This is a genomic window from Conyzicola nivalis, from assembly GCF_040548875.1.
Classification (GTDB): Bacteria; Actinomycetota; Actinomycetes; order Actinomycetales; family Microbacteriaceae; genus Conyzicola; species Conyzicola nivalis_A.
This window is the reverse complement of record NZ_JBEPSJ010000001.1, coordinates 864,503-884,861: the sequence shown is the minus strand read 5'-3', so window position 1 is coordinate 884,861 and position 20,359 is coordinate 864,503. Positions and strand designations below refer to the sequence as shown.

The 20,359-nt window shown below is 69.6% G+C and carries 19 protein-coding genes; 18 read left to right on the top strand and 1 reads right to left on the bottom strand.

Annotated elements, in window-relative coordinates; genetic code table 11:
- Positions 1 to 15 precede the first annotated feature (15 nt).
- Together ABIE21_RS04305 and ABIE21_RS04300 are read left to right on the top strand one after the other, a co-directional pair.
- Entirely contained in the window at positions 16 to 1,416 is a 1,401-nt protein-coding gene (locus tag ABIE21_RS04305; RefSeq protein ID WP_354023542.1) for an 8-oxoguanine deaminase, read from the top strand.
- Between the two features lie 86 nt (positions 1,417 to 1,502).
- Positions 1,503 to 1,877 carry an FKBP-type peptidyl-prolyl cis-trans isomerase gene (locus tag ABIE21_RS04300; RefSeq protein ID WP_184235498.1) on the top strand — a complete coding sequence of 125 codons (375 nt, stop codon included), beginning with the start codon at positions 1,503 to 1,505 and terminating at the stop codon, positions 1,875 to 1,877.
- 72 nt (positions 1,878 to 1,949) lie between these two features.
- Here ABIE21_RS04300 and ABIE21_RS04295 read toward each other — a convergent pair whose 3' ends face one another.
- Positions 1,950 to 2,912, bottom strand: coding sequence for an LLM class flavin-dependent oxidoreductase (locus tag ABIE21_RS04295; RefSeq protein WP_354023541.1), 963 nt, complete (start codon positions 2,910 to 2,912; stop codon positions 1,950 to 1,952).
- Positions 2,913 to 2,958: 46 nt separating this feature from the next.
- Between ABIE21_RS04295 and ABIE21_RS04290 the strand changes: the two genes are divergently transcribed.
- The 16 genes from ABIE21_RS04290 to pyk all read left to right on the top strand — a co-directional run bounded on the left by ABIE21_RS04290 (position 2,959) and on the right by pyk (position 20,325).
- Positions 2,959 to 3,813, top strand: coding sequence for an alpha/beta fold hydrolase (locus tag ABIE21_RS04290; protein ID WP_354023540.1), 855 nt, complete (start codon positions 2,959 to 2,961; stop codon positions 3,811 to 3,813).
- A gap of 64 nt (positions 3,814 to 3,877) precedes the next feature.
- On the top strand, positions 3,878 to 4,081 hold the full coding sequence (locus ABIE21_RS04285; RefSeq protein WP_354023539.1) for a hypothetical protein: 204 nt from the start codon (positions 3,878 to 3,880) through the stop codon (positions 4,079 to 4,081).
- Positions 4,082 to 4,142: 61 nt separating this feature from the next.
- Positions 4,143 to 4,406 carry a phosphoribosyl-ATP diphosphatase gene (locus ABIE21_RS04280; RefSeq protein WP_354023538.1) on the top strand — a complete coding sequence of 88 codons (264 nt, stop codon included), beginning with the start codon at positions 4,143 to 4,145 and terminating at the stop codon, positions 4,404 to 4,406.
- 48 nt (positions 4,407 to 4,454) lie between these two features.
- Positions 4,455 to 5,294 carry an ATP phosphoribosyltransferase gene (gene hisG / locus ABIE21_RS04275; RefSeq protein ID WP_354023537.1) on the top strand — a complete coding sequence of 280 codons (840 nt, stop codon included), beginning with the start codon at positions 4,455 to 4,457 and terminating at the stop codon, positions 5,292 to 5,294.
- 2 nt (positions 5,295 to 5,296) lie between these two features.
- The gene (gene hisF / locus ABIE21_RS04270) at positions 5,297 to 6,058 is read left to right on the top strand and encodes an imidazole glycerol phosphate synthase subunit HisF (RefSeq protein WP_354023536.1); all 762 of its coding nucleotides are present in this window, start codon (positions 5,297 to 5,299) and stop codon (positions 6,056 to 6,058) included.
- Positions 6,055 to 6,435 carry a phosphoribosyl-AMP cyclohydrolase gene (hisI, locus tag ABIE21_RS04265; RefSeq protein WP_354023535.1) on the top strand — a complete coding sequence of 127 codons (381 nt, stop codon included), beginning with the start codon at positions 6,055 to 6,057 and terminating at the stop codon, positions 6,433 to 6,435. The genes hisF and hisI overlap by 4 nt, the downstream gene beginning before the upstream one ends.
- Complete coding sequence (locus ABIE21_RS04260) at positions 6,432 to 7,952, top strand: anthranilate synthase component I (RefSeq protein ID WP_354023534.1); 1,521 nt, start codon at positions 6,432 to 6,434, stop codon at positions 7,950 to 7,952. The genes hisI and ABIE21_RS04260 overlap by 4 nt, the downstream gene beginning before the upstream one ends.
- Complete coding sequence (locus ABIE21_RS04255; protein ID WP_354023533.1) at positions 7,949 to 8,551, top strand: Trp biosynthesis-associated membrane protein; 603 nt, start codon at positions 7,949 to 7,951, stop codon at positions 8,549 to 8,551. Before ABIE21_RS04260 ends, ABIE21_RS04255 begins: the two co-directional genes overlap by 4 nt.
- Positions 8,552 to 8,629: 78 nt before the next feature.
- Positions 8,630 to 8,860: a DUF6704 family protein gene (locus ABIE21_RS04250; RefSeq protein WP_354023532.1), complete on the top strand. Its 231-nt coding sequence runs from the start codon at positions 8,630 to 8,632 to the stop codon at positions 8,858 to 8,860.
- 1 nt (position 8,861) lies between these two features.
- A complete protein-coding gene (gene trpC / locus ABIE21_RS04245) occupies positions 8,862 to 9,632 on the top strand; it encodes an indole-3-glycerol phosphate synthase TrpC (protein ID WP_354023531.1) in 771 nt (256 codons plus the stop codon).
- Positions 9,632 to 10,888, top strand: a complete 1,257-nt coding sequence (gene trpB / locus ABIE21_RS04240) for a tryptophan synthase subunit beta (RefSeq protein ID WP_354023530.1) — start codon at positions 9,632 to 9,634, stop codon at positions 10,886 to 10,888. Before trpC ends, trpB begins: the two co-directional genes overlap by 1 nt.
- Complete coding sequence (trpA, locus tag ABIE21_RS04235) at positions 10,885 to 11,670, top strand: tryptophan synthase subunit alpha (RefSeq protein ID WP_354023529.1); 786 nt, start codon at positions 10,885 to 10,887, stop codon at positions 11,668 to 11,670. Before trpB ends, trpA begins: the two co-directional genes overlap by 4 nt.
- A 30-nt stretch (positions 11,671 to 11,700) precedes the next feature.
- Positions 11,701 to 12,720: a prolipoprotein diacylglyceryl transferase gene (gene lgt / locus ABIE21_RS04230; RefSeq protein WP_354023528.1), complete on the top strand. Its 1,020-nt coding sequence runs from the start codon at positions 11,701 to 11,703 to the stop codon at positions 12,718 to 12,720.
- Between the two features lie 76 nt (positions 12,721 to 12,796).
- The gene (gene gltB, locus ABIE21_RS04225; RefSeq protein ID WP_354023527.1) at positions 12,797 to 17,374 is read left to right on the top strand and encodes a glutamate synthase large subunit; all 4,578 of its coding nucleotides are present in this window, start codon (positions 12,797 to 12,799) and stop codon (positions 17,372 to 17,374) included.
- Positions 17,367 to 18,824 carry a glutamate synthase subunit beta gene (locus ABIE21_RS04220; RefSeq protein WP_354023526.1) on the top strand — a complete coding sequence of 486 codons (1,458 nt, stop codon included), beginning with the start codon at positions 17,367 to 17,369 and terminating at the stop codon, positions 18,822 to 18,824. Before gltB ends, ABIE21_RS04220 begins: the two co-directional genes overlap by 8 nt.
- A 55-nt stretch (positions 18,825 to 18,879) precedes the next feature.
- Positions 18,880 to 20,325: a pyruvate kinase gene (gene pyk, locus ABIE21_RS04215; RefSeq protein WP_354023525.1), complete on the top strand. Its 1,446-nt coding sequence runs from the start codon at positions 18,880 to 18,882 to the stop codon at positions 20,323 to 20,325.
- Positions 20,326 to 20,359: the final 34 nt, after the last annotated feature.

The window sequence follows — 20,359 nt, the reverse complement described above, 5'->3', positions numbered from 1 at the left end:
ACAGGAGGATCGTCCGTGAAGCGCACCATCATCACCGGGGCGACCGTCGCCACCGTCGACGCTCTCGGCACCGAGCATCCGTTCGGCTGGGTCGTCGTCGACGACGCGACCATCGTCGGCGTGGGCGGGGGAGCCGCCCCCGAGTGGGCCGTGCGGGGCCTCGGTTCCGCGGGCGAACCGCTCGCCGTGCGCCCCGTCGTCGAGATCGTCGACGGCACCGGCCACCTGCTCACACCCGGGCTGATCAACACCCACCACCACCTCTACCAGTGGCTCACCCGCGGCTGGGCGCAAGACGCGATCCTCTTCGACTGGCTCGTCGCGCTCTACCCGGCCTGGTCGGCCATCGACGCCGACCTGGTCGAGGCGGGTGCCGAGGCGGCGATCGCCGTGCTCGCCCGCTCGGGCTGCACCACCGTCGCCGACCACCACTACGTGTTCCCGGCCGGTTCCGGCGACATCCTCGGCGGAATCGTCGAGGCCGCCTCGCGCGTCGGAGTGCGGCTGCACGGAACCCGCGGCTCGATGGACCTCGGCCGGTCGCAGGGCGGACTGCCGCCCGACTTCGCGGTGGAGACGACCGACGCGGCGCTGCAGGCCAGCGCCGACGCCGTCGCGAGATACCACGACCCGTCCCGTGAGTCGATGGTGCAGATCGCCATCGCCCCGTGCTCACCGTTCTCCGTGACATCCGACCTGCTCTCCGAGGCTGCCGTGCTCGCCCGTTCGCTCGGCGTGCGCCTGCACACCCACGGCTCGGAGACCGTGGAGGAAGACGCGTTCTGCCTGGAGAAGTTCGGCAAGACGCCAACGCAGTATCTCGACGACCTCGGCTGGCTCGGAGACGATGTGTGGATGGCGCACTGCGTGCACCTCGACGAGCACGCGATCGACCGGTTCGCCGCCACCGGCACGGGGGTCGCGCACTGTCCGTCGTCGAACGCGCGGCTCGCCGCCGGCATCGCACCGGTGCCGCAACTGCTCGCCGCCGGAGTGCCGGTGGGCCTCGGCGTCGACGGCTCCGCGTCGAACGAGTCGGGTCAGCTCGGCTCCGAGATCCGGCAGGCGGTTCTGATGAACCGGCTGCGCGCCGGCGCCGACGGCATGACCGGACGCCAGGGCCTCTACATCGCGACGATGGGCGGCGCGCGCGTGCTCGGGCGTTCGCACGAGATCGGCTCGATCGAGGTCGGCAAGCTCGCCGACCTCGCCCTGTGGAAGGTCGACGGCGTCGAGCACGCCGGCATCGCCGACCCGGTCGCCGCGCTCACCCTGGGCGCTCAGCCGCCGATCGCCCGGCTTCTCGTGCACGGTCGCACCGTCGTGCAGGACGGCGAGCTCACCCGCGTCGACGAGCGGGCAGTGGCCCGCGCCGCCACGACGGCCGCCGCGACGCTCGCCGCGCGCGTCGGCTGAGCCGGATCTCCGCTCGTCGATTGCGCCGAGGGCGTACTCCCGCGTCATCCGCACGGCCGGCCGCCGCGATCTGCTTGGATGGTCGCATGACAGATTCACCGAAAACCAAGCCAGAAGTCGAGTTCTACGAGGGCCCCGAGCCCACCGAGCTCGTGATCATCGACATCGAAGAGGGAACCGGCGCCGAGGCTCAGCCCGGAGCGACCGTCGACGTGCACTACCTCGGCGTCGACTTCGAGAGCGGCGAGGAGTTCGACTCCAGCTGGAGCCGCGGCCAGAGCATCAATTTCCCGCTCGGCAGCCTCATCGCCGGCTGGCAGCAGGGCATCCCCGGCATGAAGGTCGGCGGACGCCGCCAGCTGATTTGCCCGCCCGAGCTCGCCTACGGCCCCGTCGGCGGCGGACACCGCCTCTCCGGCCGCACCCTCACCTTCGTGATCGACCTGCTCGGCACGAAGTAGTCGGTCCGCCGATCGAGTAGCCTGCCCGCGGCCGCGTCGAGACTCCGGTCTCGATACGGTTCGCGGGCGGCGCTACTCGCCCGGCAGCAGCCCCGCCAGCGCCTCGAGCGCGGCGAACGGGTCGGGGCCCGCCGGTAGCAGCACCACACTGTGGGCGCCGGCGGCGTGCAGCTCGTCGAGCCGCGCCCTGGCCATCGGCACCGTGCCCACGACCGCGAGCTGGTCGACCCACGCGTCGGGCAGCTCGGCGGCGAACGCCTCGTTCGAGTCGACCGACTCCCGCAGGGCGAAGAACTCGTCGGCGAACGGCAGCGGCTCGATGTGCACACGCCCGTCCGGCTCGCCCACCCAGTCCAGCCGGGTGCGTGCCAGATCACGGGCCTTAGCAGCGTCGGGATGAACCGCCGCGACGTTGTACGCGATGACACGGTGCGGACGCGCCGCGTCCACCTGGCGCAGAACGGCCGCGAGATACTCGGGCGTTACCGGCTCTGCGAGAACCGTGCCGTCGGCGACGCGCCCGGCCACCTCGAGCGACTTCGGCCCGCGCACTCCGGCGACGATGAGGGGAGGGACCGGGGCCGCGCTCTCCAGTTCGACGTCGCGCAGCCGCACGTAGCGGCCCTCGACAGCGAGCTTCTCGCCGTGCAGCAGCGCTCGCATCGCCGAGATGGTCTCTTCGAGCATCGTGAGCGGGCTCGCCGGCCAGGCGCCCACCTGCCGCATCCACCCGGGCATGCCGTGCCCTACGCCGATCGTGGTGCGCCCGGGAAACAGCTCGGCGAGCGTGTTCACCTCGAGCGTCGCGAACGCCGCGTTGCGGGCGGCGGCCGGCAGGATGCCGACACCGACATGGATCGTCGAGGTCGAGGCGAGAACGACGGATGCCTGGGCGATACCCCCGCGGAAGAAGCAGTCCTCCACGATCCACAACTCGTCGAACCCCAGCAGTTCCGCCGCCTGTGCGAATTCGACGATGCGGTCGGCTGGCAGGTCGCGGGGCAGCGAGACCCCGATGGCGCGATCGTTGAGCATGCCTCCAGCCTAGGCGGGGCCTCACGCACGGGCCTAGTCTGGGCGCATGACCGCTGCTGTTCATGACCTAGTGCTCGCCGACGGCCGCTCCCTGCGCGTGCATGACAGCGGCAGCGCCGGCCCGGTCGCTTTCACCGTGCTCTGGCACCACGGCTCCCCGCAGACCGGCGAGCCGCTCGAACCGCTCGTCCGCGCGGCGACTGCACGCGGCATCCGCCTCATCTCCTACGCCCGCCCCGGCTATGGCGGGTCGTCGCCGCACCCCGGGCGCACCGTGGCCGATGCCGCTGACGACGTCGCCCAGCTCGCCGCCGCGCTGGGCGACACGCACCTGGGTCTGCTCGCCTCCTCCGGGGGCGGGCCGCACGCCCTCGCCTGCGCGGCGCTCCTGCCCCACCTCGTGCCCGCCACAGCGGTGATGGCGGGTATCGCGCCGTTCGCGGCGCACGGCGACGGCCTCGACTGGTTCGACGGCATGGCGGGCGGCGGCGCGGGGTTGCGCTCGGCGGTTCAGGGTCGCGACGCGCGGCAGCGGTTCGAGGCGACCGCCGAGTTCGACCGGTCGAGCTTCACCGCTCGGGACTACGAGGCCCTCGACGGCCGGTGGGCGTCGCTCGGCGACGACGTGGGCCGCGCGGTGGCGGCCGGCGGACAGGTCGGGCTGATCGACGACGAGATCGCGATCGTCGCCCCGTGGGGCTTCGACCTCGGCGACATCGCCTCGCCGGTGTTGCTCGCTCAGGGCGGAGCCGACCGGGTCGTGCCGCCGGCCCACGCCCGCTGGATGCTCGACCGGCTGCCCCACGGCGAGCTGTGGACCCGCCCGCGCGACGGCCACATCGCCGTGCTCGATGCGGCACCGGTCGCCCTCGACTGGCTCGCGCAGCACGCCTGGCCATGAAAGCAAAGAATTCCTCGCGGCGGCCTCCTGATCCGGTAGTGTGGCGGCAAAGGACGGAGCCGTTTTGTTCCTCATGATTTTCGCCGCCGCGATCGTCACGCTCATCGTGGTCGTCGGCGTATACCTGATCTGGCGCGACCGGCACACGGGCGACCTTCAGGGCCGTCTCGACCCGCGCGACCAACCGGGCGGCGCCCACAGCGACGCGGTTTCGAAGTCGCTCTCCACCGCCCCCTCGCGCATGGGCGGCGGCGCGTTCGGCCCCTGACCTCGACCGCGCTCCCCGCACCGCGCGAACGGGACCCCGCCCGGCCTAGTAGCCTTGACCCGTGAAAACCTTCGACGACCTGTTCACCGAGCTGAGCGAGAAAGCGGCGTCACGCCCCGAAGGATCGGGCACGGTCGCCGAGCTCGACGCCGGAGTGCACGCCATCGGCAAGAAGATCGTCGAAGAGGCCGCCGAGGTGTGGATGGCCGCCGAGTTCCAGTCGAACGACGAAGCGGCCGAAGAGATCTCGCAGTTGCTCTACCACCTGCAGGTGATGATGCTCGCGAAGGGCCTGAGCCTCGCCGATGTCTACCGACATCTGTAGAGCCAGACTCCAGCCCTCCTTCGACTTCACACACACAAAGGCCACACCATGCTGAGAATTGCAGTGCCCAACAAGGGCTCCCTGAGCGAGACCGCGGCTGACATGCTGCTCGAGGCCGGCTACACCGGCCGTCGCGACCCCCGCGCCCTGAGCGCCATCGACCCGCGCAACGACGTGGAGTTCTTCTACCTCCGCCCCCGCGACATCGCCACCTACGTCGGCTCAGGCGCACTCGACGTCGGCATCACCGGCCGCGACCTGCTCCTCGACTCCGGTTCGGAGGCGCACGAGATCGCCGCGCTCGACTTCGGCGGCTCCACGTTTCGCTTCGCCGGCCGCCCCGGCGCGTTCAGCGGGCTGAGCGACCTCGAGGGTGTGCGGGTGGCGACGAGCTACCCCGGACTCGTCGGCGACTTCCTCGCCCGCAGCGGCGTCACAGCCAAGCTCGTCAGCCTCGACGGGGCGGTCGAGTCGGCCATCAACCTGGGCGTCGCCGACGCCGTCGCCGACGTCGTCAGCACCGGTTCGACCCTGCGCGCACAGGGACTCGAGATCTTCGGGCCGGTGATCCTCGAGTCCACCGCGGTGCTCATCAGCGCCCACAGCGAGGTGCCAGGCATCTCCACGCTGCAGCGCCGCCTGCAGGGCGTGCTCGTGGCCCGCCAGTACGTGCTCGTCGACTACGACGTGCCCGTCTCGCTGCTCGAGGCCGCCACCGCGGTCACCCCGGGGCTCGAGAGCCCCACCATCTCCCAGATGCAGGACCCGGAATGGCTCGCCGTGCGGGCCATGGTGCACCGCGCAGACACCAACCACGTGATGGACGCGCTCTACGACCTCGGCGCCCGCGCCATCCTCGTCAGCTCGATCCACGCCGCGAGGATCTGACCGTGGGCGTGGCAGTTCGGGTCATCCCGTGCCTCGACGTCGCCGCCGGCCGGGTCGTCAAGGGCGTCAACTTCCTCAACCTGCGCGACGCGGGCGACCCGATCGAGCTCGCCCGCACCTACTACGAGCAGGGCGCAGACGAGATCACGTTCCTCGACGTGAAGGCCACGGTCGACAACCGCGACACGATGTACGACGTCGTTCGCGCGACGGCCGAGCAGGTCTTCATCCCGCTGACCGTCGGCGGCGGGGTGCGCTCCACCGAAGACGTGTCCAGACTGCAGGGCAGCGGCGCGGACAAGGTCGGGGTCAACAGCGCGGCGATCGCCCGACCGGCCCTCATCGGCGAGATCGCCGACCGTTTCGGCGCCCAGTGCGTCGTGCTCAGCCTCGACGTGAAACGCAACTCCGCAATGCCGAGCGGCTTCGTCGTCACCACCCACGGCGGCCGCACCGAGACCACGATCGACGCCCTCGCCTGGGCGGCCGAGTCGATCGAACGCGGCGCGGGCGAGCTGCTCGTCAACTCGATCGACGCCGACGGCATGAAGACCGGCTACGACCTCGAGCTGATCACCGCGATGCGCGAGGTCAGCAGCGTTCCCGTCATCGCCAGCGGGGGAGCCGGCAGTCTCGAGCACTTCGCGCCCGCCATCGCGGCCGGCGCCGACGCGGTCCTGGCGGCATCCGTGTTCCACAATGGAGAATTGACAGTCGGCGACGTCAAGCGCGCGCTGGCAGAAGCGGGAGTGGTGACGCGATGACGACCCGGGTCGAACTGACAGCCGAGACCGTCGGCACGGTCGTCGAGCGCGCCGTCTTCAAAGACGGCGGCCTGCTGCCCGCGATCATCCAGCAGTGGGATACCAAAGAGGTGCTGATGCTCGGCTACATGGACGCGGAGGCGCTGCGCCGAACGCTCATCGAGGGCCGGGTGACCTACTGGTCGCGCAGCCGCCAGGAATACTGGCGCAAGGGGGACACCAGCGGCAACGCGCAGTATGTGCGCGGCGCCGCCCTCGACTGCGACGCCGACACCCTGCTCGTGACCGTCGACCAGATCGGCCCCGCCTGCCACACCGGCGCGCACGCCTGCTTCGACGTCGACCCGCTCAGCCCGCACATCGGTCACGCAGCATGAGCACCACCACCCGCGCCGACTTCGACGCCCGCATCGGCGACGGGCACCGCGTCGTGCCGGTGATCCGCGAGCTCTTCGCCGACGGCGAGACGCCCGTCGGCATCTACCGCAAGCTCGCCCTGGGCAAGCCGGGCACCTTCCTGCTCGAGTCGGCCGAGCAGGGCGGAATCTGGTCGCGGTTCTCCTTCGTCGGCGCCGCCAGCTTCGGTGTGCTCACGCAACGCGACCAGGCCTACGAGTGGCTCGACTACGGCATGACGGCGCAGCGCGCCCTCGGCGACGACGCGCCGACCGCCCCTCTCGCTGCCCTCGCCCACCTGCACGCCCGCTGGAGCACGCCCCGCGTCGACGGCCACCCGCCACTCACCGGCGGACTCGTCGGGTTCATCGGCTGGGAGGCGATCCGCCAGATCGAGAAGCTCGAGAACGTGCCGCCCGCCGACTTCGACGTGCCGGGGCAGGCGCTCAGCTTCGTCTCCGAACTCGTCGTCATCGACCACCGCGACGGTACAGTGCAGCTCGTCGCCACGGCGCTCGGCGACGGCGCGGAGCCCGACGACGTGGTGTGGGCGGCGGCCCAAGCGCGTCTCGACTCCATGCAGCAGCGCCTCGCGGCACCGAGCGAGGCCTGGCTGGCCGAGGTCGACCTGTCGATCCAGGCCGAGCCGATCCCGCGCACCACCGAGGCGGAGTACGCCGACGCGATCGAGCGGTCGAAGAAGTACATCCGCGACGGCGACGTCTTCCAGGTCGTCGTCTCCCAGCGCTTCGACCACGAGATCACCGCCGAGCCGATAGACGTCTACCGCGTGCTGCGCACGCTGAACCCCTCGCCCTACATGTACCTGCTGTCGCTCGTCGACCCGCACGGCGAGCCGTTCCACGTCGTCGGCTCCAGCCCGGAGGCGCTCGTCAAGGTGCAGAACGGCCGAGTGCACATGCACCCGATCGCCGGAAGCCGCCCCCGCGCCGACAACGTCGAACGCGACCTCGAGCTCGCCGTCGAGCTGCTCGCCGACGAGAAGGAACGCTCCGAGCACCTCATGCTCGTCGACCTGGCCCGCAACGACCTGCTCAAGGTCTGCACGCCGGGCACCGTCGAGGTGACCGAGTTCATGCAGGTCGAACGGTTCAGCCACATCATGCACCTCGTGTCGAGCGTCGAAGGCGACCTGCGGGCGGATGCGACGCCGATCGAGGTATTCACGGCCACCTTCCCGGCCGGAACCCTCTCCGGCGCGCCGAAGCCGCGCGCCCTCGAGATCATCGACGAGCTCGAACCCGCGCAGCGCGGCGTCTACGGGGGAGTGGTCGGGTACTTCGACTTCGCCGGCGACCTCGATCTCGCGATCGCCATCCGCACCGCCACCATCGTCGGCGGCAAGGCGCGGGTGCAGGCAGGAGCGGGTCTCGTCGCCGACTCCGACCCCGCCGCCGAGCACCAGGAGTCGCAGAACAAGGCAGCGGCGCCGCTGCGCGCCGTCGCCATCGCCAACGGCATGCGCAGGGTGCAGTGAACGCGGATCAGCCGACGCGCGCACCGCGCCGCACCAAGTCGAGGGTGATCCTGGCGAGCGCCCTGCTCGCCCTCGCCGCCCTGATCTCGTGGACCCAGGTCTGGTTCGCCGTCGACCTCGTCGACGGCACGGCGCTCGAGGTCGCCGGGCAGGTCGCCGCGCCCGCGCTCTCAGCTCTGGCCCTCACCAGCCTCGTGCTGGTCGGAGCCCTCAGCATCGCCGGACCGTTCTTCCGTCTCGTCTTCGGAATCCTCGAGTCGCTCATCGGGGTCGCGATCGTGTTCTCGGGCGTTCTCGCCGTCACCGACCCCGTGGCCGCATCCGCCTCGGCCATCTCCACCGCGACGGGCGTCGCCGGCGAGAACTCGGTGGCCGACCTCGTCGACACCGTCGCCCAGTCGCCGTGGCCGTGGGTGGCGATCGTCTCCGGCGTGCTGATCGTCGTCGCCGGCATCGTGATCGTGGTCGTCAGCCGCACGTGGCCGGGATCCTCCCGCAAATACCAGGCCACCCGCCTCGAACCGGTCGAGTCCGAACGCACGTCGGTCGACGACTGGGACGCCCTGAGCGGCGGAAACGACCCGACGACCCGCGACTGACCGGGCCGCCCGTCGGGGGAGACCTCCGGCTCGCGATAGAGTTTCTAGTCGAACATCAACAACACTGAATGGAGCATCATGACCATCGAGTCTGACACCGGACATGGCAATTCGCCCGCCGCCTGGACAGCCGTGATCATCATGCTGGTCGCTTTCGCGATAGGCACCCTCGCGTTCTGGTTCAACCTCCCGTGGCTCGTCATCGCCGCCGCGGTGCTGTGCGTCGCCGGCCTCGTCACCGGCAAGGTGCTCGCGGTCCTCGGCTACGGTGTCGGCGGGGCCAAGTACGTCACCAAGGAGCACAAGTAGGGTGCTCGACTCCCTCGTAGCCGGAGCACTCGCAGACGCTTCGGAGCGTCGGGCGACCCGCAGCCTCGCCGAGGTCGAGTCGGCCGCTCTGGCCCGCCCGGCCGCCATCGACGCGCTCGCGCACCTCGCGCCGGCAGACCGGATCAAGATCATCGCCGAGGTCAAGCGCTCGAGCCCGTCGCGCGGCGCCCTCGCCGAGATCGCCGATCCCGCAGCCCTCGCCCGCTCCTACGAGACCGGGGGAGCGAGCGTCATCAGCGTGCTCACCGAAGGCCGCAAGTTCGGCGGGTCGCTCGCCGACCTCGAGGCGGTGCGCGCTGCCGTCTCGCTGCCGGTCCTGCGCAAGGACTTCATCGCCGAGCCCTACCAGGTGTTCGAGGCGCGGGCGGCGGGTGCCGACCTGGTGCTGCTGATCGTCGCGGCACTCGAGCAGCCCCTCATGCGCGAGCTCTACGCCCTGATCGGCGAACTGGGCATGACCGCCCTCGTCGAGACGCACAGCGCCGCCGAGCTCGACCGGGCCATCGACCTCGGCGCGGGTCTCATCGGCGTCAACGCGCGCAACCTGTCGACCTTCGAACTCGACCAGGACCTCTTCGGCACGCTCGCCGACCGCATCCCCGCCGGCGTCGTCAAGGTCGCGGAGTCCGCGGTCAAGACCCCCGCCGACGTCGCCCACTACCGCGCGGCCGGCGCCGATGTCGTACTCATCGGCGAGGCACTCGTCACCGGCGACCCGGTCGCCACCCTCACAGAATTCCTTGGTTCCTGATGACCCACCTTCGCGACGAGATCGGGCCGTACTTCGGCGAGTTCGGCGGACGCTTCGTGCCCGAATCGCTCGTCGCCGCTCTCGACGAGCTCAGCACCGCCTACGAGCTGACCAAGAAAGACCCCGCGTTCGCGGCCGAGCTGACGGCGCTGCACAAGACCTACACCGGCCGGCCGTCGATCATCACCGAGGTGCCGCGGTTCGCCGAGCACGCCGGCGGCGCGCGCATCATCCTCAAGCGCGAAGACCTGAACCACACCGGATCCCACAAGATCAACAACGTTCTCGGGCAGGCCTTGCTCACCAAGCGCATCGGCAAGACCCGTGTCATCGCCGAGACGGGAGCCGGACAGCACGGCGTCGCCACTGCGACCGCCGCCGCTCTGTTCGGCCTCGAATGCGTCATCTACATGGGCGAGGTCGACACCGACCGGCAGGCGCTGAACGTCGCCCGCATGCGCCTGCTCGGCGCCGAGGTCGTCTCGGTCACCACCGGCTCGCGCACCCTCAAGGACGCCATCAACGAGGCCTACCGCGCGTGGGTCGCCAGCGTCGAGACCACCAACTACATCTTCGGCACCGTCGCGGGCCCACACCCGTTCCCGGCGATGGTGCGCGACTTCCAGAAGATCATCGGCGAGGAGGCCCGCCAGCAGGTCATCGACCTCACCGGCGCGCTCCCCACCGCCGTCACCGCCTGCATCGGCGGCGGCAGCAACGCCATGGGCATCTTCCACGCCTTCCTCGACGACCCGGATGTCGCGTTGTACGGCTACGAGGCGGCCGGCGAGGGGCACCTCACCGAGCGCCATGCGGCGACCCTCACCCGCGGCCGTCCCGGCGTGCTCCACGGCGCCCGCAGCTACATGCTGCAGGACGAAGACGGCCAGACCGTCGAGTCGCACTCCATCTCCGCCGGCCTCGACTACCCGGGCGTCGGCCCCGAGCACTCCTGGCTGCACGACCTCGGTCGCGCCACCTACCTGCCGATCACCGACGACGAGGCCATGCAGGCCCTCCGCCTGCTCAGCCGCACCGAGGGCATCATCCCCGCGATCGAGTCGGCCCACGCCCTCGCCGGCACCATCAAGCTCGGCAAAGAGCTCGGGCCAGACGCGGTGATCCTCGTCAACCTGAGCGGCCGCGGCGACAAGGACATGGAGACGGCGGGCAAGTACTTCGATATCCTCGATGCCGAGGCCCTCGCCGCCGAAGACCTCAGCCCCGTCGACTCCGAGCCGGGAGTCGAACGATGAGCCGCGTCGAAGAGACCATCCGCCTGCGCACCGACGCCGGATCCGGGGCCCTGGTCGGCTACCTGCCCGCCGGGTTCCCCGACCTCGACACCAGCATCGAAGCCGCGGTGGCCCTGGTCGAGAACGGCGTCGACGTGCTCGAACTCGGCCTGCCGTACTCCGACCCCGTCATGGACGGGCCCGTGATCCAGCACGCGACCGAGATCGCCCTGCAGAAGGGGTTCCGCCTCAAGCACGGCATCGACGCGGTAGCCGCCATCACCGCCAGGGTCGACGCCCCCGTGCTCGTGATGACCTACTGGAACCCGATCATCCAGTTCGGCGTCGAGCGATTCGCCGACGAGCTCCTCGCCGCGGGCGGCGCGGGCCTCATCACCCCCGACCTCGTGCCCGACGAGGCGGCCGACTGGCTCGCCGCGTCCGAGCGCACCGGCCTCGACCGCGTGTTCCTCGCCGCACCGTCGTCGTCCGACGCCCGCCTCACGCAGGCCGTCGAGAAGAGCCGCGGATTCGTCTATGCCGTATCGACCATGGGCATCACGGGCGCCCGCCAGGACGTCGATGCGGCTGCCCGGTCGCTCGTCACCAGGCTGCGCACCGCCGGTGCCACCAGCACCTGTGTCGGGATCGGAATCTCCACCGCGGAGCAGGTGCGTGAAGTGCTCACCTACGCCGACGGTGCCATCGTCGGTTCCGCGCTCGTCAAGGCTCTCGCAGACGGGGGAGTCGACGCCGTAGCGCGCACGGCAGCCGCCCTGTCCGCTGGGGCTAGGCTTTCCTAGTCTCCGCACCCCCCGAAAGGTCTCTGCCTCGTGTTCGCACCCCTCAGCATTCCCAGCCCTGACTACGAGTGGCAGGTCTTCAACCTCGGCCAGTGGTTCAGAGACATCGGGCTCGACTGGTTCCCCTGGGACCTCAACGTGCACGCCTACGCGCTGTGCATCCTCGTCGGCATCATCGCGGCGGGCATCTTCACCAACCACCGCCTGACGCGCCGCGGCGCCGAGCCGGGCGTCGTGCTCGACATCATCATCTGGGCGGTCCCGCTCGGCATCGTCGGAGCCCGCATCTTCCACGTGCTCACCCACCCGGACGACTACTTCGCCGGCCAGGAGCTGTGGCACGTCTTCGCGGTCTGGGAGGGCGGGATCGCCATCTTCGGCTCGCTCATCGGCGGTGCGGTCGGCGCCTGGATCGGCTGCCGCTTCGCCGGGATCCGGTTCTGGACCTTCGCCGACGCCGTCGCCCCCGCGCTGCTGCTCGCCCAGGCCTTCGGCCGTTTCGGCAACTGGTTCAACCACGAGCTCTTCGGCCAGCCGACCGGCCTGCCGTGGGGCCTCGAGATCGAGTCCACCAACCCGGCATACCCCGCCGGCCTGCCCGAGGGCACGCTGTTCCACCCCACCTTCCTCTACGAGATCGTCTGGAACGTGCTTGGCATCGCCGTCATCCTGTTCCTCGAGCGCAAGTTCCGCCTGCAGTGGGGCAAGGTCCTCGGCCTGTACCTCATCTGGTACGGCCTCGGACGTTCGTTCTTCGAGACCATCCGCATCGACCCGAGCGAGGTCTTCTTCGGTCTGCGAAGCAACGTCTGGGCGGCTATCCTCGCCGTCATCCTCGGAATAGTCATCCTCGTCGTGCAGTCCAGGCGCCACACCGGCTACGAGCCGAGCCCGTATGTGCCCGGGCGGGAGTGGGCTGGGCCGGGGTCTGGGGTAGACTCTCCTGACACCTATTCGGACACCGACGAACCAGGCAATGACGCCGCGTCCCCCACCGAAGTGCTCGCCACAAGCGGGCCCGCCACAAGCGGAGAAGGCGCCAAGTCCTGACGACAGGGCCACCTCTGTAACCCGATGGGCCGCCGAAGTCCCACTTGCTCCGAATTACTCGTGAGGACGGACATTCATGGCTCTCACGCCAGCTCTCCAGCGCTTCAGCACCACTCCACAGGCAACCGGACTCTACGACCCCAGTCGTGAGAAGGACGCCTGCGGTCTGGCGATGGTCGCGACGCTCCGCGGCACCGCGGGGCACGACATCATCGACGCTGCCCTCGGCGCGCTCCGGCACCTCGAACACCGCGGCGCCATCGGCTCCGACGCCGGCACCGGCGACGGCGCGGGGATCATCACCCAGATCCCCGACGAGTTCCTGCGCGCCGTCGCGGGGTTCGAACTGCCCGCGGCCGGCAGCTACGCCGTCGGCATGGCGTTCCTTCCCACCGAAGACGACGACCGTGCCGCCCTGAAGGCCGGCATCGACTCGATCGCCGCCGAAGAGGGCCTCACGGTGCTCGGCTGGCGTGTCGTCCCCGTGCGCCCCGAACAGGTCGGCGACCTCGCGCGCGCGGCGATGCCCGCCTTCGAACAGCTCTTCCTCGCGTCGACACGGGTGGATGACGCGGGGGAGCCGATCTCCGGCATCGAGCTCGACCGCCAGGTGTACCGCCTGCGCAAGCGGGCAGAACACGGCTTCGGCGCCTACTTCCCCTCGCTCTCCAGCCGCACCCTGGTCTACAAGGGAATGGTCACCACGCTCCAGCTCGAGCCGTTCTACCCCGACCTGAGCGACGAGCGTTTCGCCTCGAAGCTCGCCCTCGTGCACTCGCGCTACTCCACGAACACGTTCCCGTCGTGGCCGCTCGCGCAGCCCTTCCGCATGATCGCGCACAACGGCGAGATCAACACGGTGCAGGGCAACCGCAACTGGATGCGCGCGCGCCAGTCGCAGCTCGAGTCGGAGCTCCTCGGCGACATCCCGAGCCTGCTGCCCATCAACACGCCAGGCGCCAGCGACTCCGCCTCGTTCGACGAGGTCGTCGAGCTGCTCAGCCTCACCGGCCGGTCGCTGCCGCACTCGATCATGATGATGGTGCCGGAGGCCTGGGAGAACCAGACCGACGTCGAGGCCGCCCGCAAGGCGTTCTACGAGTACCACGCGATGCTGATGGAGCCATGGGACGGCCCCGCCGCCCTCGTCTTCACCGACGGCTCGCTCGTCGGCGCGACACTCGACCGCAACGGACTTCGCCCCGGCCGGTTCCTGGTCACCGACGACGGCCTCGTCGTGCTCGCCAGCGAGATCGGCGTGCTCGACATCGACCCGGCGAAGGTCGTTCGCAAGGGACGCCTGCGTCCCGGAAAGATGTTCCTCGTCGACACCGAGGCCGGCCGCATCATCGAGGACGACGACATCAAGGGGGAGCTCGCCTCCGCCGAGCCGTACTCCGAGTGGCTCGACGCCGGTCGCATCCACCTGAAAGACCTGCCCGACCGGGAGCACATCGTGCACACCCCGGCCTCGGTCACGCGTCGCCAGCGCACCTTCGGCTACACCGAAGAAGAAGTGCGCATCATGATCATGCCGATGGCGAAGAACGGCGCCGAGCCGCTCGGCGCCATGGGCTCCGACACGCCCATCGCCGTGCTGTCCGAGCGCTCACGCCTGCTCTTCGACTACTTCACGCAGCAGTTCGCGCAGGTCACCAACCCGCCGCTCGACTCGATCCGCGAAGAGGTCGTCACCTCGATGAAGCTCGGGCTCGGGCCCGAGCGCAACCTGCTCGCGGCCACCCCGGAGCACGCCAAGCAGGTCATCCTCGACTTCCCGGTGATCGACAACGACGAGCTCGCGAAGATCCAGCACATCGACCCGCGCCCCGGCAGCCGGCTGACGACGACCATCAAGGGCCTCTACCGGGTCGACCAGGGACCGAAGGCTCTCGAGGAGCGTCTCGCCGCCATGTGCGTCGAGGTCGACGAGGCCATCGAGGGCGGCGCCCAGTTCATCGTGCTCTCCGACCGTGACTCCAACAAGGAGTACGCCCCGGTTCCGTCGCTGCTGATGCTGGCCGCGATCCACCACCACCTCATCCGCAACCAGAACCGCATGAAGGTCGGCATCATCGTCGAGGCGGGCGACGTGCGCGAGGTGCACCACGTCGCGCTGCTCGTCGGGTACGGCGCATCCGCGATCAACCCCTACCTCGCCATGGAGACGGCCGAAGAGCTCGTGCGCAACGGCATGCTCACCGGCGTCACCCCGGAGAAGGCCGTCAAGAACCTGATCAAGGCACTCGGCAAGGGCGTGCTGAAGATCATGTCGAAGATGGGCATCTCGGTCGTCAGCTCCTACGCGGGAGCGCAGGCGTTCGAGGCCGTCGGTCTCGACCAGGCCTTCGTCGACCAGTACTTCACCGGGACGTCGAGCCTGCTCGGCGGCGTGGGCATCGAGGTCATCGCGGCAGAGAGCGCCTCACGGCACGAGGCCGCATACCCCGACGACGGCGCCATCAGCGCGCACGAACGCCTGGCGACCGGCGGCGAGTACCAGTGGCGCCGCGAAGGACCGCCGCACCTCTTCAACCCCGACACCGTCTTCCGCCTGCAGCACGCCACGCGCGCCCGCCGCTACGACATCTTCCGCGAGTACACCAAGCTCGTCGACGACCAGGCTCAGAAGCTCATGACCATCCGCGGGCTCTTCGAGTTCAAGACCGGCCAGCGCCCCGTCGTGCCGATCGACGAGGTCGAGCCCGTGTCGTCGATCGTCAAGCGCTTCTCCACCGGCGCGATGAGCTACGGCTCGATCAGCGCCGAGGCTCACGAGACGCTCGCCATCGCGATGAACTCCATCGGCGCGAAGAGCAACACCGGCGAGGGCGGCGAAGACATCGATCGCCTGCTCGACCCCACTCGGCGCAGCGCGATCAAGCAGGTCGCCTCGGGACGCTTCGGTGTCACGAGCATGTACCTGACGCACTCCACCGACATCCAGCTGAAGATGGCGCAGGGGGCGAAGCCCGGCGAGGGCGGCCAGCTGCCGCCGACCAAGGTGTACCCGTGGATCGCCCGCACCCGTCACGCCACCGCGGGAGTCGGCCTTATCTCGCCGCCCCCGCACCACGACATCTACTCGATCGAAGACCTCAAGCAGCTCATCTTCGACGTCAAGCGCGCCAACCCCGTCGCCAGGGTGCACGTGAAGCTCGTGAGCCAGAGCGGCATCGGCGCGGTCGCAGCCGGGGTCACCAAGGCCCTCGCCGACGTCGTGCTGGTCTCCGGCCACGACGGCGGAACCGGCGCCAGCCCGCTGAACTCGCTCAAGCACGCCGGAACCCCGTGGGAGCTCGGCCTCGCCGAGACCCAGCAGACGCTGATGCTCAACGGCATGCGCGACCGCGTCGTGGTGCAGGTCGACGGCCAGATGAAGACCGGCCGCGACGTCATCGTCGGCGCCCTGCTCGGCGCGGAGGAGTTCGGTTTCGCGACCGCTCCGCTCGTCGTCGAGGGCTGCGTCATGATGCGCGTCTGCCACCTGGACACCTGCCCGGTCGGCATCGCGACGCAGAACCCCGAGCTGCGCGCCCGTTTCAGCGGCAAGCCCGAGTTCGTCGTGAACTTCTTCGAGTTCCTCGCGCAGGAGGTGCGCGAGTACCTCTCGGAGCTCGGCTTCCGCTCGATCGAAGAGGCGGTCGGCCACCACGAGATGCTCGACGTCAACGGCGCCATCCAGCACTGGAAGGCAGACGGCCTCGACCTGTCTCCCGTTCTGATCGGACCGGACTTCGCGGATGACGCGCCTCGAAGCAACTCCCGCCAGCAGGATCACGAGCTCGACAAGCATTTCGACGTGGAACTGATCCGCCGCAGCGAGAATGCACTCGAGCACGGAACGCCCGTCGTCATCGACCTGCCGATCAAGAACACCGAGCGCGCCGTCGGCACCATGCTCGGCAACGCGGTGACGCTGCGCCACGGCGAGAACGGCCTCCCCGCCGGAACCATCCAGGTGAACCTGAGCGGCACCGCCGGGCAGTCGCTCGGCGCGTTCCTGCCGAACGGCATCCGGCTGAACCTCGTCGGCGACAGCAACGACTACGTCGGCAAGGGCCTGTGCGGCGGCGAGATCATCGTGCGTCCCGACGCTCGCAGCAGCTTCGCGGCCGAGGACAACGTCATCGCCGGAAACGTCATCGGCTACGGAGCAACGCAGGGCTCGATGTTCCTGCGCGGCATCGTCGGCGAGAGGTTCCTGGTGCGCAACTCCGGCGCGACCGCCGTCGTGGAGGGAGTGGGAGACCACGCCCTCGAGTACATGACGGGCGGCCTCGCCGTGATCCTCGGCGGCACGGGGCGCAACCTCGGCGCCGGCATGTCCGGCGGCACCGCCTACATCTACGACCTGCGGAGCGAACGGGTCAACCCCGACTCGCTCGCCAACGGCGAGCTCACCCTGCTGCCGCTCGGAAGCGCCGACGTGGAGATCCTCACCGACCTCCTGCAACGGCACTTCGACGAGACCGAATCCGCCGTCGCGCGGCGGATGCTCGACAACCTGGACGAGACCGTCGGCAGATTCGTGAAGGTTCTCCCTCGCGACTACGCCGCGGTCATCGCAACACGCCAGACGGCGCTCGACGAGGGGCTCGACCCCGACGGCGATGTCGTGTGGTCACGAATCATGGAGGTTACCGGTGGCTGATCCGAAGGGATTCCTGAAGGTCAAGGAGCGCGAGCTCCCTGCCCGCCGCCCCGTCGCACTGCGGCTGATGGACTGGAAAGAGGTCTACGAGCAGGGCGACACGGCCACGGTGCGCAAGCAGGCCGGCCGTTGCATGGACTGCGGCATCCCGTTCTGCCATCAGGGCTGCCCGCTCGGCAACCTGATCCCCGAGTGGAACGACCTGATGTGGCGCGGCGAGGGCCACCAGGCCATCGAGCGCCTGCATGCCACGAACAACTTCCCGGAGTTCACCGGTCGGCTGTGCCCCGCTCCCTGCGAGTCGTCGTGCGTGCTGGGCATCAACCAGCCCGCCGTGACGATCAAGAACGTCGAGGTGTCGATCATCGACGAGGCGTACCAGAAGGGCTGGGTCACCCCGCACCCGCCCGAGCGCCTCACCGGCAAGACCGTCGCCGTCGTCGGCTCCGGCCCGGCCGGGCTCGCCGCCGCGCAGCAGCTCACGCGCGCCGGCCATACCGTCGCCGTCTTCGAGCGCGACGACCGCATCGGCGGACTGCTGCGCTACGGGATCCCCGACTTCAAGATGGAGAAGAAGCACATCGAGGCGCGTCTCGCGCAGATGCAGGCCGAGGGCACCCGCTTCCGCGCCGGCGTCGAAATCGGAGTCGACATCTCCTGGAGCGACCTCCGCGCGCGCTACGACGCCGTCATCGTCGCGACCGGCGCCACCGTGCCGCGCGACCTGCCGATCCCCGGGCGCGACCTGCTCGGCGTGCATTTCGCCATGGACTACCTCGTGCAGCAGAACAAGGCGGGCGCCGGCGACACCGTCGGCGACCAGATCCTCGCCGAGGGCAAGCACGTCGTCGTCCTCGGCGGCGGCGACACCGGAGCGGACTGCATCGGAACCGCGCACCGCCAGCACGCGCTCTCGGTGACGAACCTCGCGATCGGCAAGCAGCCGGGCGACGAGCGTCCCGACCACCAGCCGTGGCCGATGGCCCCGACCCTGTTCGAGGTCTCCAGCGCCCACGAGGAGGGAGGCGAGCGCGTCTTCCTCGCCTCCACCATCGAGTTCCTGTCGAACGAGGCCGGAGAGGTGCGCGCCATCCGCGTCGCCGAGACCGAGTACCTCGACGGCCGTCGTGTTCCCAAGGCGGGCACCGAGCGCGAGATCCCCGCCGACCTCGTGCTGCTCGCCCTCGGATTCACAGGTCCGGAGACCGACACGATCGACGCGCAGCTGCCCGTGCCGGTCGACGGCAAGGGCAACCTCGGCCGCGACGGCGACTACCAGACGAGCGAGTCGGGCGTCTTCGTCGCCGGCGACGCGGGCCGCGGCCAGTCGCTCATCGTCTGGGCCATCGCCGAGGGTCGCGCCGCGGCATCCGCGGTTGATCGGTACCTTGAGGGGGAGACGCAACTGCCGTTCCCGGTCAAGCCGACCGATCACGCCATCGCTATCTAGCTCTCACACGCTTCATCCGTACCCACCACACACAAAACCACCACAGAAGGAACTCATGAGACGCGCGAAAATCGTCGCTACGCTCGGCCCGGCAACATCCAGCTATGAGAACATCCGCGCCATCATCGACGCCGGTGTTGACGTGGCGAGAATGAACCTCAGCCACGGCTCCTACGACGTCCACGAGGCGGTCTACGCCAACGTGCGCAAGGCCGCGGACGACTCGGGGCGAGCCGTCGCCGTAATGGTCGACCTCCAGGGCCCCAAGATCCGTCTCGGCAAGTTCGAGGGCGGCCCGTACGACCTCGCCGTCGGCGACGTGTTCAAGATCACGACCGAGGACGTCGTGGGAACCCGTGAGCTCTCGGGCACCACCTTCAAGGGTCTGCCGCAGGACGTCAGCCCCGGCGACTTCCTGCTCATCGACGACGGCAAGGTGAAGGTGCAGGTGACCGGCGTCGAAGGCCCCGTCGTCTCGACCGTCGTCATCGTCGCCGGAGCCGTCTCGAACAACAAGGGCATCAACCTGCCCGGCGTCGCCGTCAACGTTCCCGCCCTGAGCGAGAAGGACGAGGACGACCTGCGTTGGGGCCTCCGCCTCGGCTGCGACCTCATCGCGCTGTCGTTCGTGCGCGACGCCACCGACATCGTGCGCGTGCACGAGATCATGGAGGAGGAGGGCCGCAAGGTCCCCGTCATCGCGAAGATCGAGAAGCCGCAGGCCGTCGAGAACCTCGAGGCGATCATCGACGCGTTCGACGCGATCATGGTCGCCCGCGGAGACCTCGGCGTCGAGCTTCCCCTCGAGGCCGTGCCGATCGTGCAGAAGCGCGCCGTCGAGCTCTCGCGTCGTATGGCCAAGCCGGTCATCGTCGCGACACAGATGCTCGAGTCGATGATCTCCAGTCCCGTGCCCACCCGTGCCGAGACCTCCGACGTGGCGAACGCCGTGCTGGATGGCGCGGACGCGGTCATGCTGAGCGGCGAGACGAGCGTCGGCGAGTACCCCGTCATCACGGTGCAGACCATGGCGCGCATCGTGGCCTCCACCGAGGAGCACGGACTCGAGCGCATCCCCGAGCTCGGCACCAAGCCGCGCACCCAGGGCGGGGCAATCACGCTCGCCGCTGCCGAGGTCGCGTCGTTCGTCGAGGCGAAGTTCGTCTGCGTCTTCACCGAGTCGGGCGACTCCGCCCGTCGTATGTCGCGACTGCGCTTCAACGTGCCGATGAAGGCGTTCACTCCTGACCCCGCGATCCGCCGCCGCATGGCGCTGATCTGGGGCATCGACTCGTACGTCGTCGACCGGGTCACGCACACCGACGCGATGTACATCCAGGTCGACGAGATCCTCCTCGGCGAGGGTCTCGCCGAGGTCGGAGACGTCGTCGTCGTCATCTCCGGTTCGCCTCCCGGAATCTCCGGCTTCACGAACGACCTGCGCGTGCACCGCGTGGGCGACGCGAAGAACGCCGTGGCTCCCGCGTACGCGGTCAGCTAGGACCGAGAACCAGAGAAGGGCCGGACATCCAGTG

Coding starts and splice junctions, on each gene's coding strand:
- ABIE21_RS04300 (WP_184235498.1), top strand. CDS start 1,503: ATGACAGATTCACCGAAAACCAAGCCAGAAGTCGAGTTCTACGAGGGC.
- ABIE21_RS04295 (WP_354023541.1), bottom strand. CDS start 2,912: ATGCTCAACGATCGCGCCATCGGGGTCTCGCTGCCCCGCGACCTGCCA.
- ABIE21_RS04290 (WP_354023540.1), top strand. CDS start 2,959: ATGACCGCTGCTGTTCATGACCTAGTGCTCGCCGACGGCCGCTCCCTG.
- hisG (WP_354023537.1), top strand. CDS start 4,455: ATGCTGAGAATTGCAGTGCCCAACAAGGGCTCCCTGAGCGAGACCGCG.
- hisI (WP_354023535.1), top strand. CDS start 6,055: ATGACGACCCGGGTCGAACTGACAGCCGAGACCGTCGGCACGGTCGTC.
- ABIE21_RS04260 (WP_354023534.1), top strand. CDS start 6,432: ATGAGCACCACCACCCGCGCCGACTTCGACGCCCGCATCGGCGACGGG.
- ABIE21_RS04250 (WP_354023532.1), top strand. CDS start 8,630: ATGACCATCGAGTCTGACACCGGACATGGCAATTCGCCCGCCGCCTGG.
- trpB (WP_354023530.1), top strand. CDS start 9,632: ATGACCCACCTTCGCGACGAGATCGGGCCGTACTTCGGCGAGTTCGGC.
- trpA (WP_354023529.1), top strand. CDS start 10,885: ATGAGCCGCGTCGAAGAGACCATCCGCCTGCGCACCGACGCCGGATCC.
- gltB (WP_354023527.1), top strand. CDS start 12,797: ATGGCTCTCACGCCAGCTCTCCAGCGCTTCAGCACCACTCCACAGGCA.
- pyk (WP_354023525.1), top strand. CDS start 18,880: ATGAGACGCGCGAAAATCGTCGCTACGCTCGGCCCGGCAACATCCAGC.